We start from the raw sequence: 15,323 nt of genomic DNA, 5'->3' as shown, positions 1-15,323 counted from the left end.
TGAGCGGTCATCCGCTTCCTCATGACAGCGGTGATTGAGCCCCCTATGGTTGACCGCACTGAAACAGAGAGTTTTTCCATGCAATCCTCACGAGGTTTTACGCTCATTGAGATGATGGTGACCATTGCCGTATTGGCGGTCATCCTCTCGTTCGCAGTGCCAAGCTTTCAGGATCTGATCCGATCCAACCGCACCCAGACACAGACGAATCTTCTCACCAATGCTTTTAATTTGGCGCGAAGTGAAGCAATCAAGCGGGGTGCGGCAGTTCGCGTATCGGCACTGAATAACGGAAACTGGCATCAGGGATGGCGAGTCTGGGTGGATTCGAACGGTAATAATACTTTCGACGATAGCGAGTTGCTGCGCCTTTTCCCTGCCTGGACTGCTTCCAATACTCTTACATCACAGACTTCCCAAGTGATTTTCTCTTCTGATGGTCGTTTGAGCGGTGTCACCGCAGGAACGGATACCAATTTCAGTCTCAACGTAGGAACTAGCTACTGCCGCTATGAACGGATCATCACCATAAATGCGGTGGGGCGCGCCACCGTCAAGCGCAAGGAGTGCCAGTGATGCCGAGTCGCAATACCATGAAAGGCTTCAGTCTTATTGAAATACTAATTTCCATGTTGGTGCTGGGTATAGGCATCTTGGGGATGGTCGGGCTTCAACTGAATGCGATGAGAGTCAATCAAACGGCTTCGGTGAGATCGCAGGCAACGTTCCTTGCCTATGACATCGTTGATCGAATGCGTGCTAATACTCCCGCAGCCTTAGCAGGGTCTTATGACATATCTTTGACCGCAGCGGCATCAACCGGCACTTCCATTGCCGATCAGGATCTTCGGACGTGGAAAGCTGCATTAAGCAGCCAATTGCCGGCAGGGACTGGGGCAATCTCTCGAAGTGGACAGACACTACGAGTGATCGTGCAATGGGACGAATCAAAGGTAGGGGGGCAAGGTGCGCAGCAATTCACCTTTGAAACCCGACTGTGCGAGAAGAATTGCTTATGAGTCGGTCATTTTCTTTTTATCGCAGTAAAGGCTTGAGTCTGGTTGAGTTACTGGTGGCTATGGCGTTGAGCCTGATTATTGGGGCCGCGGTCATTCAAATGTTTCTGGCCAGCAAATCCAGTCATCGATTGCAAGATTCCATGGCACGAGTTCAGGAAAATGGCCGGTTCGCGGTAGGTTTCCTTGCCAAGGACATTCGTATGGCTGGTTTTATGGGATGTGGCAATATCGATGAAATCGCTATTAATGTGATCGCAAATCCGGCGCCAATCGATGTGGCTAATCCTCTAGGGCAAATTATTGGGGGGGTGAATAACATCGCCGCCACCAACTCTTGGAATGCAGTGGCGGGTACTGATGTTCTTTCGATACGCAAGGCATCCAATGCCGGGGTTGGGTTGGTCGGGAATATGTCGACCGACAATGCCAATATTCAGATCGAAACCAATACCTTGGAGTTGGTCGCAGGGGATGCGCTGTTCATATCAGATTGTCTCTCGGCGGATATCTTCAGGGCAACCAACGTGTCGAGTGGGAGTTCTCATGAGACGATAGCTCACGCAAATAACTACAATACAAGCAATAGGCTGAGTAAAGCCTATGGAGATGATGCCGAGTTGTTTGCGTTTGAAAGTATTGACTATTTTATTCGTGATACCGGGCGTGCTACTGCATCCGGTGATCCTATCCGGGCTTTGTGGGTGACGAAAAAATTTGCTAATCGGAGCGATGCTAGTGCCAATCCGGTGGAGTTGGTTGAGGGTGTGCAAGATATGCAGATCGAATATGGCGTTGCGACGGGAGCCAGTATGATTGCCAATAGTTATCAGACAGCAAATAACGTCACTGATTGGTCGAAAGTTGTAAGCGTTCGGTTTAGTCTGCTGATGCAAAGCACTGAAGGAAATGTAGTAGGCAGCGGTGCTGCCGCACAGCAGTTAACTTTCAACGGTGCTGCCGTTCCTGCTGATGGGAGACTTCGCCAGGTTTTCGGATCGGCTGTAGCGATTAGGAATCGTGTGCGATGAAGAAGAATCATGAAAAAGTCGATTTCATGCGTCAGCGTGGTTCTGCACTGATTATCAGTTTGGTCTTTTTACTGTTGCTAACCATGATTGGTGTTTCCTCCATTCAAGACTCGACGTTACAAGAGCGAATGGCAGGTAACGAGCGAGATCGTAATTTGGCTTTCCAAGCGGCGGAGGCTGCTTTGCGTGAAGGTGAGGCTTTTCTGCGAGAGCAGAGCCCAACTTTTACCGCCAGTGGAACCGGAGGGCTGCTCAGTCCGGATTACACCGGTGCGAAACCTACCGCGGCAAACTATCCTTGGGCAAGTCGCTCGCGTGCAGGCGCCAGTCTGGCAGGGGTGAATTCGGTTCCACGCTATGTCATTGAGTGGCTTACGACGCAAGCCACTGGCCCATCCGATCAAATCGAAGTTTCTGTCGTCAATTCATACCGCATTACGGCTCGGGCCGTGGGTGGTTCGACCGATGCTGTGGTTTTGCTACAAGCAACCTACAGCCGTTGAGGAATGAAAATATGCGTAATATCAAGAGTGTCCTCATAGGGGCAGCATTTGCCCTTTACGTGGCATCCCCTGCCTATGCTATTGGACCTTTCCCGAACCAGCCCTTGTACCTGTCTTCAGCTGTTTCTCCAAATGTCATGCTGTTGATGGATGATTCGGGAAGTATGCGGCATATCATCTGGGAACAGGGCTATGATAATGATGTTAATTATTTTCAGGGTGGTTCTGTAGATTTTTGGAATGGTAGTCGGTGGCAGGACTTGGCGTCAGAAAGTGGTACTTATATTACGAAGAGTGACATGAAGCAAGGTGGGTGCGCTACTGACTTCTCTAGTTTTCGCTTGAATGGTGTTTCTACAAAATGCTTGAGGTTTCCTGATCCTGTTGGTGGAGGGAATACTTGGTTTGTTCAAAACTACATAGCGTATCTAGTAGGAAAATACGAAACGGGAACTGATTTCACAGCTCTTGAAGGGTTTCCAAAAGATTTTCGCATGAGTGTGGCTAAGTCCGTTGCTAAAAACGTAATCGCTAATAATTCTTCTATGCGTTTCGGGCTTTTTAGTTTTATTGGGAAAACTGGTGGTGAGTTGGAGGCCGCTGTTGGTTCTACTCAAAGTACGCTGAATACAAAAATCGATGCATTAACCCCCAATACTTCCACTCCATTGGCTGAGGCCTATTATGAGGTTAGTCGCTATTTTAGAGGCCTGTCCAAAGGCAGTGGGCAAACTGGTACTTACACCAGCCCAATTCAGTATCGTTGTCAGAAGAATTTTGGAATTGTGATAACGGATGGCTTGCCCACTTATGACACTACATTCCCTTCTAACGACCCGGACGATGTGGCGGATACGTCTGCATCCCTGCCTAACTGGGATGGCCTCGCACCTGCGACAGCGAGCCTTACACCCTCGCCAAAATATTCGGATGGTTATCAGCCGCAAGGAGTTACGGAAGAGGATGAAGGGTATACTCTATATCTAGATGATATTGCTAAGTTTTCTTATGACATCGACATGATGAAAAGTGGAAACGATTTGGCGGGTAAAAGCTATAATTCCCTCGGCTTCGTTAAGCAAAATCTACAGACCTTTACAGTTGGTTTTGCTGAGTCCAATCAGATGCTGAGTGATGCAGCCGAGTATGGGCATGGTTCATATTATACTGCCAATGATGCTGATAGCTTGGCTGCAGCTATGAACTCAGCTTTGCAATCTATTCGAGAGCAAACCAGCTCTGCATCAGCGATCACTGCGAACTCTACCCGCATTCAGGAAGATACCCTGATTTATCAGGCCCGCTTTAATAGCGCGGATTGGACGGGCGAGGTCAGGGCCTTCAACGTAGAAGAAAACGGTGATGTTGGTAGCTTGGCATGGACGACTTCTACTCAAGGTAAGATTCCAAACGCCTCTTCTCGAAATATATTTACATACAACGGAACGTCTGGTCGCTCATTGGTTTGGGATAACCTAACCACAGATCAGCGTGAAAGCCTATTTAAGACCACTAGTGCTGTTACCGATACGGAGGAAAATGCTCGTCTTCGACTGGGGTGGCTAAGAGGTGAGAATGATGGGGTAGCTCTTGGAACGCCTTATGAAAGTATTAGGCTCCGCTCGAGAAATCTGCCATTGGGCGACATCATCAACTCGGATCCGAAGTTTGTTGGTGCGCAAAACAATGGATATAACGTCCCTAATACTGACGCTACGGGTGAGCCGGCGGATAGCTATTTCGAGTACCTCACGGCCAAAGCTAATAGAACGCCGTTGGTCATCGTAGGGGCTAACGATGGTATGGTGCATGCCTTTAATGGCAGTACAGGCGAAGAGGCCTTTGCCTATGTGCCCTCTACTTTGTTCAAGAAGCGCACAATCAGCCCTGGGGCAACGCCAGGCCTAATCGCGTTGATGGAGTCTGATTACGATCATCAGTTTTATGCAGATGGCTCTTTTGGCTTAGGCGATGTTTATAACGGTTCTGCATGGAAAACTTACCTTGCAGGCGGGTTGGGCTCTGGTGGTCGGGGGGTGTTTGCTCTCGATGTGACGGATCGTGCCAGTTTCGGAGCGGAAGATGTACTCTGGGAGCACACGGCACCGGATAGCAATACCACAAGTGGCTCGGAAGCGGATTGGAATGACCTAGGTTATGTGTTTGGCGAACCCACAATCGCCCGGACTCAAAATGATACTTGGGTGGCGATTTTCGGTAACGGATATGCCAGTAATAGAGGCAAGGCTGCTTTGTATATTGTTAATGCTACGACTGGCGCCTTGATCAAGAAGATCGTAGTCAGTGACTCCGATGAGACATTGAACAATGGATTATCAGCCGTTACGGCTTTTTTGGATGCCAACAGGCGTATCACATACATTTATGGCGGTGATATTCAGGGTAATCTTTGGAAATTCGACTTGACAGCAAGCAATGCCAACAACTGGGAAGGTTCACTGCTTTTTCAGGCCAAGAAAGGCACGGTTCGGCAGCCGATCACCGGTAAGGTGCGTGTTATCAGCCACCCTGCTCAGGGACGACTGGTTGTTTTCGGTACAGGTAAGTATCTGGAAACCGGCGACAAAACCAATACTGCTCTTCAGTCTCTCTATGGAATCTGGGACCGAGGGCGAAATAATGACGGAACTGTGTTGGTGAGTACGTTAGTTCAGCAAACGATTTCTTCCGAAACCACTAGTAATGGTCGAGAATTCCGAATCGTATCGCAGAATAGTGTGGACTGGACTACCAAGTTCGGTTGGTACCTAGATTTGCGAGTCGGTACCACGAATGCAGGTGAAAGAGTGATCAGTATGCCGCTGGTGAACAAGGACCGCATGCTTGTTTCCACTTTCACGCCTCTTCCCGATCCGTGCCTTTCCGGTGGTGAAAGCTGGATTTTGGGACTTAATGTTTTAACAGGTGGAAGGCTCGATACCACAGTTTTCGATGTCAATGGTGATGGATACTTCAATACATCCGACATGCTTGGATGTGGCGGTGGTAATTCGTGTGATGCCAGTGGCTTCAAGCTGGGGGATGGTACCTTGGACTCGCCGGGGGCTATCTTTGGTGATGGGTTCGATTCGCTCTACAGTTCCGGCCTTGGTGATGGCGGAATTGAGCAAAACACTGCTGCTGGTAGTGGCGGTAAACCTGGAAGAATGTCATGGCGGCAAATTCAATGAAACGGAATAGTATGGGCTTTACTCTGATCGAACTGATGATCACTGTGGTGATCATCGGTATCCTGGCTGCGATCGCCTATCCGAGTTATACCGAGTATGTGAATCGGGCCAAGCGAGCAGAAGCCACCGCTGCTCTATTAGAAGCTGCTCAAGCACTGGAAAGGTATTATTCCGTTAACAATACATATCTGGGGGCTAACGGAAGTCTTGCTGCGGTATTTACGGCGAACGTACCTGCAAGTGGGACCACTAACTATGTGATTGCTGTAACTGGCAATCCGACCGCGACAACGTTCACGCTCAAGGCCACTCGTCAAACCCCGATGGGTTCGGATGCCTGTGGTGATTTCACTCTGACCCAGTCTGGGGTGCGTGGGTTGGCTACAGGTACGAACACCAAATCGGTGACCGATTGTTGGTAAGGCACGCCCTCTGTTGTATAACGGGCCGCTTGATGCGGCCTGTTTTCTTTGGGGGATTTCGTGAAGGTTGTGATCGTCGGTTCAGGTGTTATTGGTTTGCTCTCTGCGCATTTTCTGGCCGAAGAAGGGCTAGATGTCACTGTGTTGGAGCGAGGGGCGAGCGGTAAAGAATCCACTTGGGCGGGAGGAGGGATAGTTTCGCCGCTATATCCCTGGCGTTATAGCCCCGCTGTTACTGCCTTGGCACATTGGTCTCAAGATTTCTATCCTGATTTTGGTGACTGGTTGTACAAGCAGACAGGAATTGATCCCGAGGTTTATGCCACGGGTTTGTATTGGCTGGACTTGGATGACGAAGCAGAGGCGCTTGCGTGGGCTAGAAAAAATGGGCGTCCACTATCGCCAGTAGATATCGAATCTGTCCGAGCGGCAGTGCCCGAGTTAGGTGGGGGCTTCACTCATGCTATCCATATGATTGGCGTCGCGAATATCAGAAATCCCCGCATGGCCAAAGCGCTACGCGACTCGCTTGGCAAAATGCAAAATGTTGTTTTGCTGGAAGATTGCGAGGTAACTGGATTCGTCCTTAAAAGTGACAAAATGAATTCTGTCACGACGTCTCATGGAAATATCCCCGCAGATCGCGTTCTCGTCGCCGCCGGCGCCTGGAGTGGCGAATTGCTGGGCAAGCTTGGCGTTGTGTTACCGGTCGAGCCGGTCAAGGGGCAGATGATTCTGTACAAGTGTGCGGAGGATTTTCTGCCTAGCATGGTGCTGGCCAAGGGGCGCTATGCCATTCCCCGGCGTGACGGCCATATCCTTGTGGGCAGCACGCTCGAGCATGCGGGGTTCGACAAGACGCCGACGAAGGAGGCGCTGGAGAGCTTGAAAGCTTCGGCCGCCGAGTTGCTGCCGGCTCTGGCGGAGGCCGAGGTGGCCGGGCATTGGGCGGGGTTGCGCCCGGGCTCGCCGGAGGGGATTCCGTTCATTGGCCCGGTGCCCGGTTTCGAAGGACTTTGGTTGAATTGCGGGCACTACCGGAATGGGCTGGTGCTGGCACCTGCTTCCTGCCGGCTGTTGGCAGACCTGATGCTGGGGCGTCCGCCAATTGTCGATCCGGCGCCATATGCACCAGCCGGAAGGCTTGGTTAACGCTTAGCGAAGGGGATCAATCGATCCCCAGTTTCTTCAAGCGATAGCGCATCGAACGGAAGGTGAGCCCCAGGCGTTGGGCTGCTGCGGTGCGGTTCCAGCGGGTTTCTTCCAGCGCTTGCATGATCAGCTTGCGCTCGATCTCTTCCAGGTAGTCTTCCAGATTGTCGATCTGGGCCAAACTGGCCTCGCCGCTTTCCGCAGCACCGGATGCGTCGGCCAGACGCAGATCCGGCGCCTGGATCAGGTCGTCCTCGCAGAGGGTGTAGGCGCGTTCCAGCATGTTTTCCAGTTCGCGCACGTTGCCGGGGAAACGGTAGTTCTTCAGCTTCTCCAGGGCTTCGGCGGTAAGTTTTGCCGGAGGTTGGCCGGTGCCTTCGGCGAGGCGTTTGAGCATGACATCGGCCAGGAGGGGAATGTCTTCGCGACGCTCCCGCAGGGGCGGTACGCGCAGCTCGATGACGTTCAGGCGGTAATACAGGTCCTGGCGGAAGCGTCCGGCGGCGACTTCCGCTGCCAGATCCTTGTGCGTGGCGCTGAGGATGCGCACGTCGACCATGACTTCCTGCTGCCCCCCCACAGCGCGAACAGCTTTCTCCTGGATGGCGCGCAGTAGCTTGACCTGCATGGGCAAAGGCAGGTCGGCGACTTCGTCGAGGAACAGGGTTCCGCCGTTGGCGGCCTGGAACAGGCCTTGTTTGTCTTCGATGGCCCCGGTGAAGCTGCCTTTCTTGTGGCCGAAGAATTCGCTTTCCATCAGTTCAGAGGGAATGGCGCCGCAGTTCACCGGCACGAAGGGTTGTTCCGTGCGCGGGCCTTGTTCGTGAATGAGCCGGGCAACCAGTTCCTTGCCGCTGCCCGATTCACCGCTGATATACACCGGGGCTTGGCTGCGGGCGAGCTTGGCGACCTGCTTGCGCAGCGTCCGCATGGGCGGGGATTCGCCCAGGAGTCGATTGTCGACGGGAGCCTCTTCACTGCTGGGTGAGCGCAGGCGGAGAGCGGTGGCGACCAGCTCGCGCAATCGGTTCAGATCCACCGGCTTGGTGAGGAAGTCGAAGGCGCCGGCCTTCAAGGCATTGACGGCGGTATCCAGGCTGCCGTAGGCGGTGATCATGGCGACCGGGACCTGCGGGTGGCGCTGTTGGATGTATTGGACGAGGTCCATCCCGCTCCCGTCAGGCAGCCGCATGTCGGTGAGGCACAGGTCGAAAGGCTCGCGCGCCAGCCACTCACGGGCTTCCTTGACGTTGCGTGCGCTGCGGGTGTCCAGCTTCATGCGTCCCAGAGTGATTTCCAGGAGTTCGCGGATATCGGGTTCGTCGTCGACGATCAGGGCTCTTTGCCGGATGCTCATGTTCAACTCAGCTTGCGCGGATGGGCGAAGGTGATGCGGAAGCAGCTGCCGCCACCCTCACGCGGTTTATAGTCGAGACGGGCTTGGTTGCTCTCGCAGAGTTCCCGGGAGATGTAGAGCCCAAGACCGGTGCCTTTGCTTTCAGTGGTGTAGAAGGGTTCGAACAGGTGCTGCAGTTGCTCCTCGGGCACACCGGTCCCATCGTCCGATATCTCCAGGACGGGAAGGTCGCTGTCCGTATCGCGGAACAGCCTCAGCCAGACTTGCCCTTGGGAATGAAGTTGAGCGCTGTAGCGCAGGCCATTCTGCACCAGATTGGTCAGAACCTGGGTCAGTTGATGCGGGTCCATGCGTGTCTGGATGGTGCTGCCTTCGGTCAGTATATGCAGCGTCTGGTCGGGGCGGGCAGAGGTGCGGAATTCGCTGGCGAAGCGATGGAGCCAGTATTTCAGGTCGAGCAACTGCGGTTCCGACTGACGGCGGCGGGACAGTTGCAGCACGTTCTCGATGACCAGGTTCATTCGCCGCGAATGATCCTGAATGATCTGAGCGAGCCGTCGATCCGCTTCGTCCAGCGAGTCGGACTCCTGTAGTAATTGGGCGGCGTGACTGATGGCACCGAGCGGATTACGGATCTCGTGGGCAATGCCGGCGGTCAGGCGGCCGAGAGAGGCCAGTTTCAGTTGCTGTGCCTGTTGGGCGATCTGGGAAATGTCTTCGAGGAATACCAGCGTGTGCTGCTCGGCACCGCGCTGAAGGGCAACGAAGCTGGGTTGCAGCATCGGCCCGCTTTTGGGCGCCTTGAAGTTCGAGGGGCGCAGTGTCGGATTGCTCAACCACTGTTTCAGGCTTTGAATCAGGTCGGGGCAGTAGGGATCGAGAATCCGTCCGGTCAGTTTCTCGTGGCCGAGCAGGTTGAGGGCGCCCTGGTTGGCCAGGATCACGCGGTGTTGGTTGTCGAGTACCAGAATGCCAGTTCGCATGCGCTGGAGAATCAGCGAGTTGAGCGCTTCCAGATTGGCGACATCCGTGGCGCGCTGTTCGGCGAGCGTCTCAGTGACCTGGAGGCGGCGCGTGATGCTTTGCACGAACAGCGCGGCGGCAAAGCAGAGCGCGCCAAGTGCGCCGGCTTGCAGATACTGGCTGGCGATCGCCGGACGGCTGATGCTCAGGTAGAACACCAGGTAGACCATCGCAATGCTGGCCACGGCGGCGATCAACAGGCCGACACGCCCGCGGAGCAGGATGTTGGCGATAGCCACTGCGACGATGAGCAGGTTGCCGATACCGCTGGACGTCCCGCCAGCGGCATAGAAGAGCGCGGCCAGCAGGATCACGTCCACCAGTGCCAGGCTGAATATCTGCGCGACATGCTTCGGGCGCTGGACCAGCACCGCAAAAAGCGCATTGATGCCGAGGTAGAACCAGCTGCCGTACCGGAACAGCTTTTCGTGAAACAGGTTGAGCAGTTGATCGTCCAGTTCGCTGGAGATCAACAGCACCAGCGCGAGGCCGATGCAGAGCCGGTAGAGGTGATAGAGGCGCAACATTCGGCGGCCCTGTTGGCCACTCAGCGCCAGAGTATCAGCGCTCACCGTCGGTAGAGCCTTGTTCCAGGTGGGCTTGGCTGCAATACCAGCGTTCGCCCTGGTTCAGGGCATGCTCGCGAGGCAGGTGTATGCCGCACTGGGCGCAGCGGACCATGGGTTTGTCGGTGGCAGAGCTGTCCCGGTGAGCCGGGCGGGGGCGGTTGATGCGCCGCCAGAGCCAGATGGCTGCAGCGATGACGGCAATCCAGAACAGAAGGCGAAACAGGCCCATGGGAGTCTCTTCTTGTCCAAAGCCTCGCAGTTTAGCCAAGCTCGCCGCGCCAGCACAGCCGGCAACGTAACGGCTGTGCGTTGTTTCCGCAGAGGCCGATGCGGGAGAATGGGTTTTTTCATGGTGACTGCCGAATTCTGGCGTTACCCGGATTTCTGGAGGCGAGCATGAGCCAAACCCTGCGGGTCGTCATGGCCCAACTGAATCTGCGCGTGGGTGATGTGCATGGCAATGTCGAGCGCATCATCGAGGCCGCCTGTATCGCGCGCGATCAGCGGGAGGCTGACGTCATTGTCTTCCCCGAGCTGGCGCTGTGTGGGTACCCGCCGGAGGATCTGCTGCTGCGCTCGAGCATGCAGTTGCGTATCGAGCAAGGGTTGCAGCGGCTCAAGACGGCGGTGAGCGGCATTTATCTTGTGGTCGGTTACCCTTGGCTGGACGGGGAGCAGCGTTACAACGCCTGCGGAGTGATCGCCGACGGCGAATTGCTGGCCACCTATTACAAACAGCACTTGCCCAATTACCGTGTGTTCGACGAGAAGCGTTATTTCGTCGCTGGCGATCAACCGTGCGTGCTGGACATCAAAGGCGTGCCGGTGGCGTTGTCTATCTGCGAGGACATCTGGTTTCCGGAGCCGATGGCGCAAGCCAGGCAGGCCGGTGCCAAGCTGATGCTGAGTCTGAACGCATCGCCGTTCCACCTGGACAAGCAGCGCGAGCGAGAGGAGATGCTGGCCGAGCGGGCGAAAGAAGGTGGAATGCCGATCCTGTACGTCAATCAGGTCGGCGGTCAGGATGAGTTGGTGTTCGACGGAGGCAGTTGTGTCGTCGATGCCGACGGAGCGGTCTGCCAGCGCGCGCCTGCTTTTGCCGAGGAGCTGTATCCAGTCGATTTCCGGTGCGACGGCGATCGGTTGCTCCCGCGCCAAGCCAGCTGTTCACCGCTGCCTGAGTTGGAGGCCAGTGTCTATGGCGCCTTGGTCATGGGGGTGCGGGACTACGTTCGGAAGAATGGTTTCAAGGGCGTGGTGCTGGGCCTTTCCGGTGGTATCGATTCGGCGTTGACCCTGGCGGTTGCGGTGGATGCGCTGGGAGCGGAACACGTCGAAGCGGTGATGATGCCTTACCGATATACCGCTCAGATGAGCCTGGAGGATGCCGAGGCCGAGGCCAAGGCGCTGGGCGTGACCTACCGTGTGCTGCCGATCGCCCCGATGGTCGAGGCGTTCATGGGCACCCTGGCGCCAGTATTCGAAGGCCTGGGACGGGACACCACGGAAGAAAATCTCCAGGCGCGCTGCCGTGGCACTTTGTTGATGGCCATCTCCAACAAGAAGGGCTATCTGGTGCTGACCACCGGAAACAAGAGCGAAATGGCGGTGGGGTATGCGACGCTGTATGGCGACATGGCCGGCGGATTCGATGTGTTGAAGGATGTGCCCAAGACGCTGGTCTTTCGCCTCTGCGAATACCGCAACGGACTGGGACAGGTGATTCCGCAGCGGGTTATCGATCGCCCGCCATCAGCCGAACTGGCGCCGGATCAGAAGGACGAGGATTCGCTTCCGCCGTACCCGGTGCTGGATGAAATTCTCAAGCTGTATATCGAGTACGACCTGTCCGCCAACGCGATCATCGCCGAGGGCTTCGATGCCGATACGGTCAATCGGGTGCTGCGTCTGGTGGACTTGAACGAATACAAGCGGCGTCAGGCAGCGGTAGGGGTACGAATTACCCAGCGTGGCTTCGGTCGCGACCGTCGCTATCCGATTACGTCGGGATGGCGGTTGGGCGACTGACAGATATGAAAAAGGGAGGCCGAGGCCTCCCTTTTTCGATCTGGCCCGATTAATCGAACAGGCCGAAGGTCATGTAGCTCCACCAGGAGCGGTCGTCGTCGTTGCCTTCGGCTTCGCGTGCATCCTCGCGCGCTTCGTCCTGATTCTCCGGCTTCAGTTCGTCCGGAATCTGTTCTTCGGCATCTTCGTACTGACGGATGACGTCCTGGCTGGCGCGTGTCTGGCCGGGCGGCAGCGGGGTGTCGCTCTCGATCAGGCCCAGCGTGGCCTTGGCCAGCCAGGAGCGATTGTCGGCTTCTTCCTCGCGGGGAACGAACTGGCCGTCCTCGAGGTTGGGGTGATCCGGGTAGTTCAGCTTCAGGGTTTCCAGACTGGTCGCGGCCAGGTCGTTCAGGCCCAGGCGCTGATAGGCTTCCACCATGACCGCCAGGCCGTCACCGACCGATGGGGTCTCCTGGAAGTTTTCCACGACATAACGGCCACGATTGGCAGCGGCCACGTAGGCCTGGCGCTTCAGGTAATAGTGGGCAACGTGAATTTCGTAGGCCGCCAGCAGGTTACGCAGGTAGATCATCCGCGCTTTCGCGTCGGGGGCGTAACGGCTGTTGGGATAACGGCTGGTGAGTTGGGCGAATTCGTTGAACGAGTCGCGGGCCGCACCCGGGTCGCGCTTGGTCATGTCCAGCGGAAGGAAGCGGGCCAGCAGGCCACGGTCCTGGTCGAAAGACGCGAGGCCTTTCAGGTAGTAGGCATAATCGACGCTGGGATGCTGCGGGTGCAGGCGGATGAAGCGCTCGGCCGCGGCCTTGGCGGCCTCCGGCTCGACGTTCTTGTAATAGGCGTAGATCAGTTCGAGCTGGGCCTGCTCGGCATAACGGCCGAACGGATAGCGAGATTCGAGCGCCTTGAGCTTGCTGATCGCGCTGGTGTAGCTCTTGCTGTCCAGGTCGGCCTGCGCTTGCTGGTACAGCTCCGTCTCGCTCAGGTTCTCGTCGACCACTTCGTTGGATGAACAGGCGGCGGTAAGGGCGAGGATGGCGATCAGCAGCAGGTGTTTCACTTGCATGGCGGCTTGCGTCCCTGTGACGGCTGGCTGTCGTGCGCGGAGCCGTCCTGTTATGATGGGCGCCCCGGAACTCCCGGGACAAAAGAAGCCGTATTTAACCACAAGCGAGTAGCCGAACCAAAGGCCGCTCCCCCGCCGTTTCCGAGCATGTCCTCAAATACCGATCAGGCCATCCAACTCCGTGCCGAGGTACCGTCCGAACTGGGCGGTCAACGTCTCGATCAGATCGCGGCTCAACTTTTCTCCGAACATTCCCGGTCGCGGCTGGCTGCGTGGATCAAGGACGGCCGGCTGACGGTGGATGGCGAGGTGCTGCGTCCCCGCGATATCGTCCATGGCGGCTCGCTGCTCGAACTGAATGCCGAGCAGGAAGCCCAGGGCGAATGGGTGGCGCAGGACATCGAGCTGAACATCGTCTATGAGGACGACCAGTTGCTGGTGCTCGACAAGCCCGCCGGGCTGGTCGTTCACCCTGCGGCGGGCCATGCCGATGGCACGTTGCTCAATGCCTTGCTGCATCATGTCCCGGACCTGATCAACGTGCCGCGTGCCGGCATCGTCCATCGCCTCGACAAGGACACCACTGGCCTCATGGTGGTGGCCAAGACACTACAGGCGCAGACCCGCCTGGTCGAACAGCTACAAAAGCGCAGCGTCAGCCGGATCTATGAGGCCATCGTTATCGGCGTGATCACGGCCGGCGGCAAGATCGATGCTCCTATTGGCCGGCATGGCCAACAACGCCAGCGCATGGCCGTCGTCGAAGGCGGCAAGCCGGCTGTAAGTCATTACCGTGTGTTGGAGCGCTTCCGCTCGCATACTCACACCCGGATCAAGCTGGAAACCGGCAGGACTCACCAGATCCGCGTGCACATGAGCCACATCGGCTTCCCATTGGTGGGCGACCCCGTTTACGGTGGCCGTTTCCGCATCCCACCGGCAGCCAGCCAGACGCTGGTCCAGGCGCTGAAGGATTTCCCCCGTCAGGCCCTGCATGCACGCTTTCTCGAGCTGGACCATCCGCTGACCGGCGAGCGCATGCGTTGGGAGTCGCCGTTGCCGGATGACTTCGTCTGGCTGCTGACGCTGCTGCGGCAGGATCAGGACTCTTTCGTCTGATGGGCGCAGACTGGTTGATCCCGGATTGGCCGGCCCCCGCTGGCGTCAGGGCTTGCGTCACCACGCGGGAAGGTGGAGTCAGCCAGCGGCCGTTCGACACCTTCAACCTTGGCGATCACGTGGACGACGTGCCTGCGGCGGTCGCCGACAACCGGGCCCGGCTGATACGCAGTCTGGAATGCCAGCCCGCCTGGTTGCGTCAGGTGCATGGCATCCAAGTCACCAAGGCCGATCCCCATCGAGTGGACGAGGCCGATGCCAGTTGGACCGATACGCCAGGCATTGCCTGCGTGATCCTGACCGCCGATTGCCTGCCGGCGCTGTTCTGCCATCGCTCCGGCGATCGTGTGGCGGCTGCCCATGCCGGGTGGCGCGGATTGGCTGGCGGCGTACTGGAAGCGACGCTGGATGCGCTGGCCGTACCGGCCGACGAGGTATTGGTCTGGCTCGGTCCGGCCATTGGCCCCGCAGCGTTCGAGGTTGGGCCGGAAGTCCGCGATGCGTTCGTCCACAGCCATGCGCAAGCCGACTCGGCGTTTCGTCCCAGCGTCAATCAGGGCCGCTACATGGCGGATATCTACCAGCTCGCCCGGATTCGTCTGGCTGACCGTGGGGTGACAGCCGTATACGGTGGTGGCTGGTGCACGTTTAACGACCCGCGTTTCTTTTCATATCGACGTAGCGCTCGTACCGGGCGGTTTGCTTCTCTCATCTGGCTGGAATAGCCCTTCGGGCCGGCCTGTCCTCCTTACCTGCAACACCCAAGGCTGATCCGGGTCAAAGACCTGAGCCTTGAATCGACCAGAATCGTCCTTATCTAGCGTTCATCTCGGCAGGTTTTTCGTC

General features: G+C 56.6%; 14 protein-coding genes. 10 read left to right on the top strand and 4 right to left on the bottom strand.

Features of this window, described 5'->3' with window-relative positions; genetic code table 11:
* Nucleotides 1-45: 45 nt before the first annotated feature.
* From BZL41_RS03595 to thiO, 7 genes are read left to right on the top strand one after another with little or no spacing between them, the layout of a single operon-like run.
* Complete coding sequence (locus tag BZL41_RS03595; RefSeq protein ID WP_256578068.1) at nucleotides 46-576, top strand: GspH/FimT family pseudopilin; 531 nt, start codon at nucleotides 46-48, stop codon at nucleotides 574-576.
* Nucleotides 576-1,019: a type IV pilus modification protein PilV gene (gene pilV, locus BZL41_RS03590; protein WP_095598028.1), complete on the top strand. Its 444-nt coding sequence runs from the start codon at nucleotides 576-578 to the stop codon at nucleotides 1,017-1,019. Before BZL41_RS03595 ends, pilV begins: the two co-directional genes overlap by 1 nt.
* On the top strand, nucleotides 1,016-2,047 hold the full coding sequence (locus tag BZL41_RS03585; RefSeq protein ID WP_095598027.1) for a PilW family protein: 1,032 nt from the start codon (nucleotides 1,016-1,018) through the stop codon (nucleotides 2,045-2,047). The genes pilV and BZL41_RS03585 overlap by 4 nt, the downstream gene beginning before the upstream one ends.
* Nucleotides 2,044-2,550: a PilX N-terminal domain-containing pilus assembly protein gene (locus BZL41_RS03580; RefSeq protein ID WP_095598026.1), complete on the top strand. Its 507-nt coding sequence runs from the start codon at nucleotides 2,044-2,046 to the stop codon at nucleotides 2,548-2,550. The genes BZL41_RS03585 and BZL41_RS03580 overlap by 4 nt, the downstream gene beginning before the upstream one ends.
* Before the next feature lie 11 nt (nucleotides 2,551-2,561).
* Nucleotides 2,562-5,741 carry a pilus assembly protein gene (locus BZL41_RS03575; protein WP_095598025.1) on the top strand — a complete coding sequence of 1,060 codons (3,180 nt, stop codon included), beginning with the start codon at nucleotides 2,562-2,564 and terminating at the stop codon, nucleotides 5,739-5,741.
* Nucleotides 5,723-6,163, top strand: a complete 441-nt coding sequence (locus tag BZL41_RS03570; RefSeq protein WP_371916474.1) for a type IV pilin protein — start codon at nucleotides 5,723-5,725, stop codon at nucleotides 6,161-6,163. Before BZL41_RS03575 ends, BZL41_RS03570 begins: the two co-directional genes overlap by 19 nt.
* Nucleotides 6,164-6,223: 60 nt before the next feature.
* Nucleotides 6,224-7,315, top strand: a complete 1,092-nt coding sequence (gene thiO, locus BZL41_RS03565) for a glycine oxidase ThiO (RefSeq protein WP_256578067.1) — start codon at nucleotides 6,224-6,226, stop codon at nucleotides 7,313-7,315.
* A 16-nt stretch (nucleotides 7,316-7,331) separates the two neighbouring features.
* Here the strand turns inward: thiO and BZL41_RS03560 are convergent, their stop codons facing one another.
* From BZL41_RS03560 to BZL41_RS03550, 3 genes are read right to left on the bottom strand one after another with little or no spacing between them, the layout of a single operon-like run.
* On the bottom strand, nucleotides 7,332-8,672 hold the full coding sequence (locus BZL41_RS03560; RefSeq protein ID WP_095598023.1) for a sigma-54 dependent transcriptional regulator: 1,341 nt from the start codon (nucleotides 8,670-8,672) through the stop codon (nucleotides 7,332-7,334).
* A gap of 2 nt (nucleotides 8,673-8,674) precedes the next feature.
* Entirely contained in the window at nucleotides 8,675-10,222 is a 1,548-nt protein-coding gene (locus tag BZL41_RS03555) for an ATP-binding protein (protein WP_174706130.1), read from the bottom strand.
* Between the two features lie 34 nt (nucleotides 10,223-10,256).
* Nucleotides 10,257-10,493: a PP0621 family protein gene (locus tag BZL41_RS03550; protein WP_095598021.1), complete on the bottom strand. Its 237-nt coding sequence runs from the start codon at nucleotides 10,491-10,493 to the stop codon at nucleotides 10,257-10,259.
* A 167-nt stretch (nucleotides 10,494-10,660) separates the two neighbouring features.
* On the opposite strand from BZL41_RS03550, the gene BZL41_RS03545 reads away from it, so the two are divergent.
* Complete coding sequence (locus tag BZL41_RS03545; protein WP_095598020.1) at nucleotides 10,661-12,292, top strand: NAD+ synthase; 1,632 nt, start codon at nucleotides 10,661-10,663, stop codon at nucleotides 12,290-12,292.
* 49 nt (nucleotides 12,293-12,341) lie between these two features.
* Here BZL41_RS03545 and BZL41_RS03540 read toward each other — a convergent pair whose 3' ends face one another.
* Complete coding sequence (locus BZL41_RS03540; RefSeq protein ID WP_084339406.1) at nucleotides 12,342-13,358, bottom strand: outer membrane protein assembly factor BamD; 1,017 nt, start codon at nucleotides 13,356-13,358, stop codon at nucleotides 12,342-12,344.
* 147 nt (nucleotides 13,359-13,505) lie between these two features.
* Here BZL41_RS03540 and rluD point away from each other — a divergent pair, with 147 nt between their 5' ends.
* Together rluD and pgeF are read left to right on the top strand one after the other, a co-directional pair.
* The gene (rluD, locus tag BZL41_RS03535) at nucleotides 13,506-14,477 is read left to right on the top strand and encodes a 23S rRNA pseudouridine(1911/1915/1917) synthase RluD (RefSeq protein WP_095598019.1); all 972 of its coding nucleotides are present in this window, start codon (nucleotides 13,506-13,508) and stop codon (nucleotides 14,475-14,477) included.
* Nucleotides 14,477-15,202: a peptidoglycan editing factor PgeF gene (gene pgeF, locus BZL41_RS03530; protein WP_095598018.1), complete on the top strand. Its 726-nt coding sequence runs from the start codon at nucleotides 14,477-14,479 to the stop codon at nucleotides 15,200-15,202. The genes rluD and pgeF overlap by 1 nt, the downstream gene beginning before the upstream one ends.
* The last annotated feature ends 121 nt before the right edge of the window (nucleotides 15,203-15,323 follow it).

The organism is Pseudomonas sp. PIC25 (assembly GCF_002286785.1).
Taxonomy (GTDB): domain Bacteria; phylum Pseudomonadota; class Gammaproteobacteria; order Pseudomonadales; family Pseudomonadaceae; genus Pseudomonas_M.
This window is presented reverse-complemented; position numbering and strand designations above follow the sequence as displayed.

What these genes read in the sequence shown, in the direction of transcription:
- BZL41_RS03595 (WP_256578068.1), top strand. Translation starts at nt 46, where the DNA reads ATGGTTGACCGCACTGAAACAGAGAGTTTTTCCATGCAATCCTCACGA.
- pilV (WP_095598028.1), top strand. Translation starts at nt 576, where the DNA reads ATGCCGAGTCGCAATACCATGAAAGGCTTCAGTCTTATTGAAATACTA.
- BZL41_RS03585 (WP_095598027.1), top strand. Translation starts at nt 1,016, where the DNA reads ATGAGTCGGTCATTTTCTTTTTATCGCAGTAAAGGCTTGAGTCTGGTT.
- BZL41_RS03580 (WP_095598026.1), top strand. Translation starts at nt 2,044, where the DNA reads ATGAAGAAGAATCATGAAAAAGTCGATTTCATGCGTCAGCGTGGTTCT.
- BZL41_RS03575 (WP_095598025.1), top strand. Translation starts at nt 2,562, where the DNA reads ATGCGTAATATCAAGAGTGTCCTCATAGGGGCAGCATTTGCCCTTTAC.
- BZL41_RS03570 (WP_371916474.1), top strand. Translation starts at nt 5,723, where the DNA reads ATGGCGGCAAATTCAATGAAACGGAATAGTATGGGCTTTACTCTGATC.
- BZL41_RS03560 (WP_095598023.1), bottom strand. Translation starts at nt 8,672, where the DNA reads ATGAGCATCCGGCAAAGAGCCCTGATCGTCGACGACGAACCCGATATC.
- BZL41_RS03555 (WP_174706130.1), bottom strand. Translation starts at nt 10,222, where the DNA reads ATGTTGCGCCTCTATCACCTCTACCGGCTCTGCATCGGCCTCGCGCTG.
- BZL41_RS03550 (WP_095598021.1), bottom strand. Translation starts at nt 10,493, where the DNA reads ATGGGCCTGTTTCGCCTTCTGTTCTGGATTGCCGTCATCGCTGCAGCC.
- BZL41_RS03545 (WP_095598020.1), top strand. Translation starts at nt 10,661, where the DNA reads ATGAGCCAAACCCTGCGGGTCGTCATGGCCCAACTGAATCTGCGCGTG.
- BZL41_RS03540 (WP_084339406.1), bottom strand. Translation starts at nt 13,358, where the DNA reads ATGCAAGTGAAACACCTGCTGCTGATCGCCATCCTCGCCCTTACCGCC.
- rluD (WP_095598019.1), top strand. Translation starts at nt 13,506, where the DNA reads ATGTCCTCAAATACCGATCAGGCCATCCAACTCCGTGCCGAGGTACCG.
- pgeF (WP_095598018.1), top strand. Translation starts at nt 14,477, where the DNA reads ATGGGCGCAGACTGGTTGATCCCGGATTGGCCGGCCCCCGCTGGCGTC.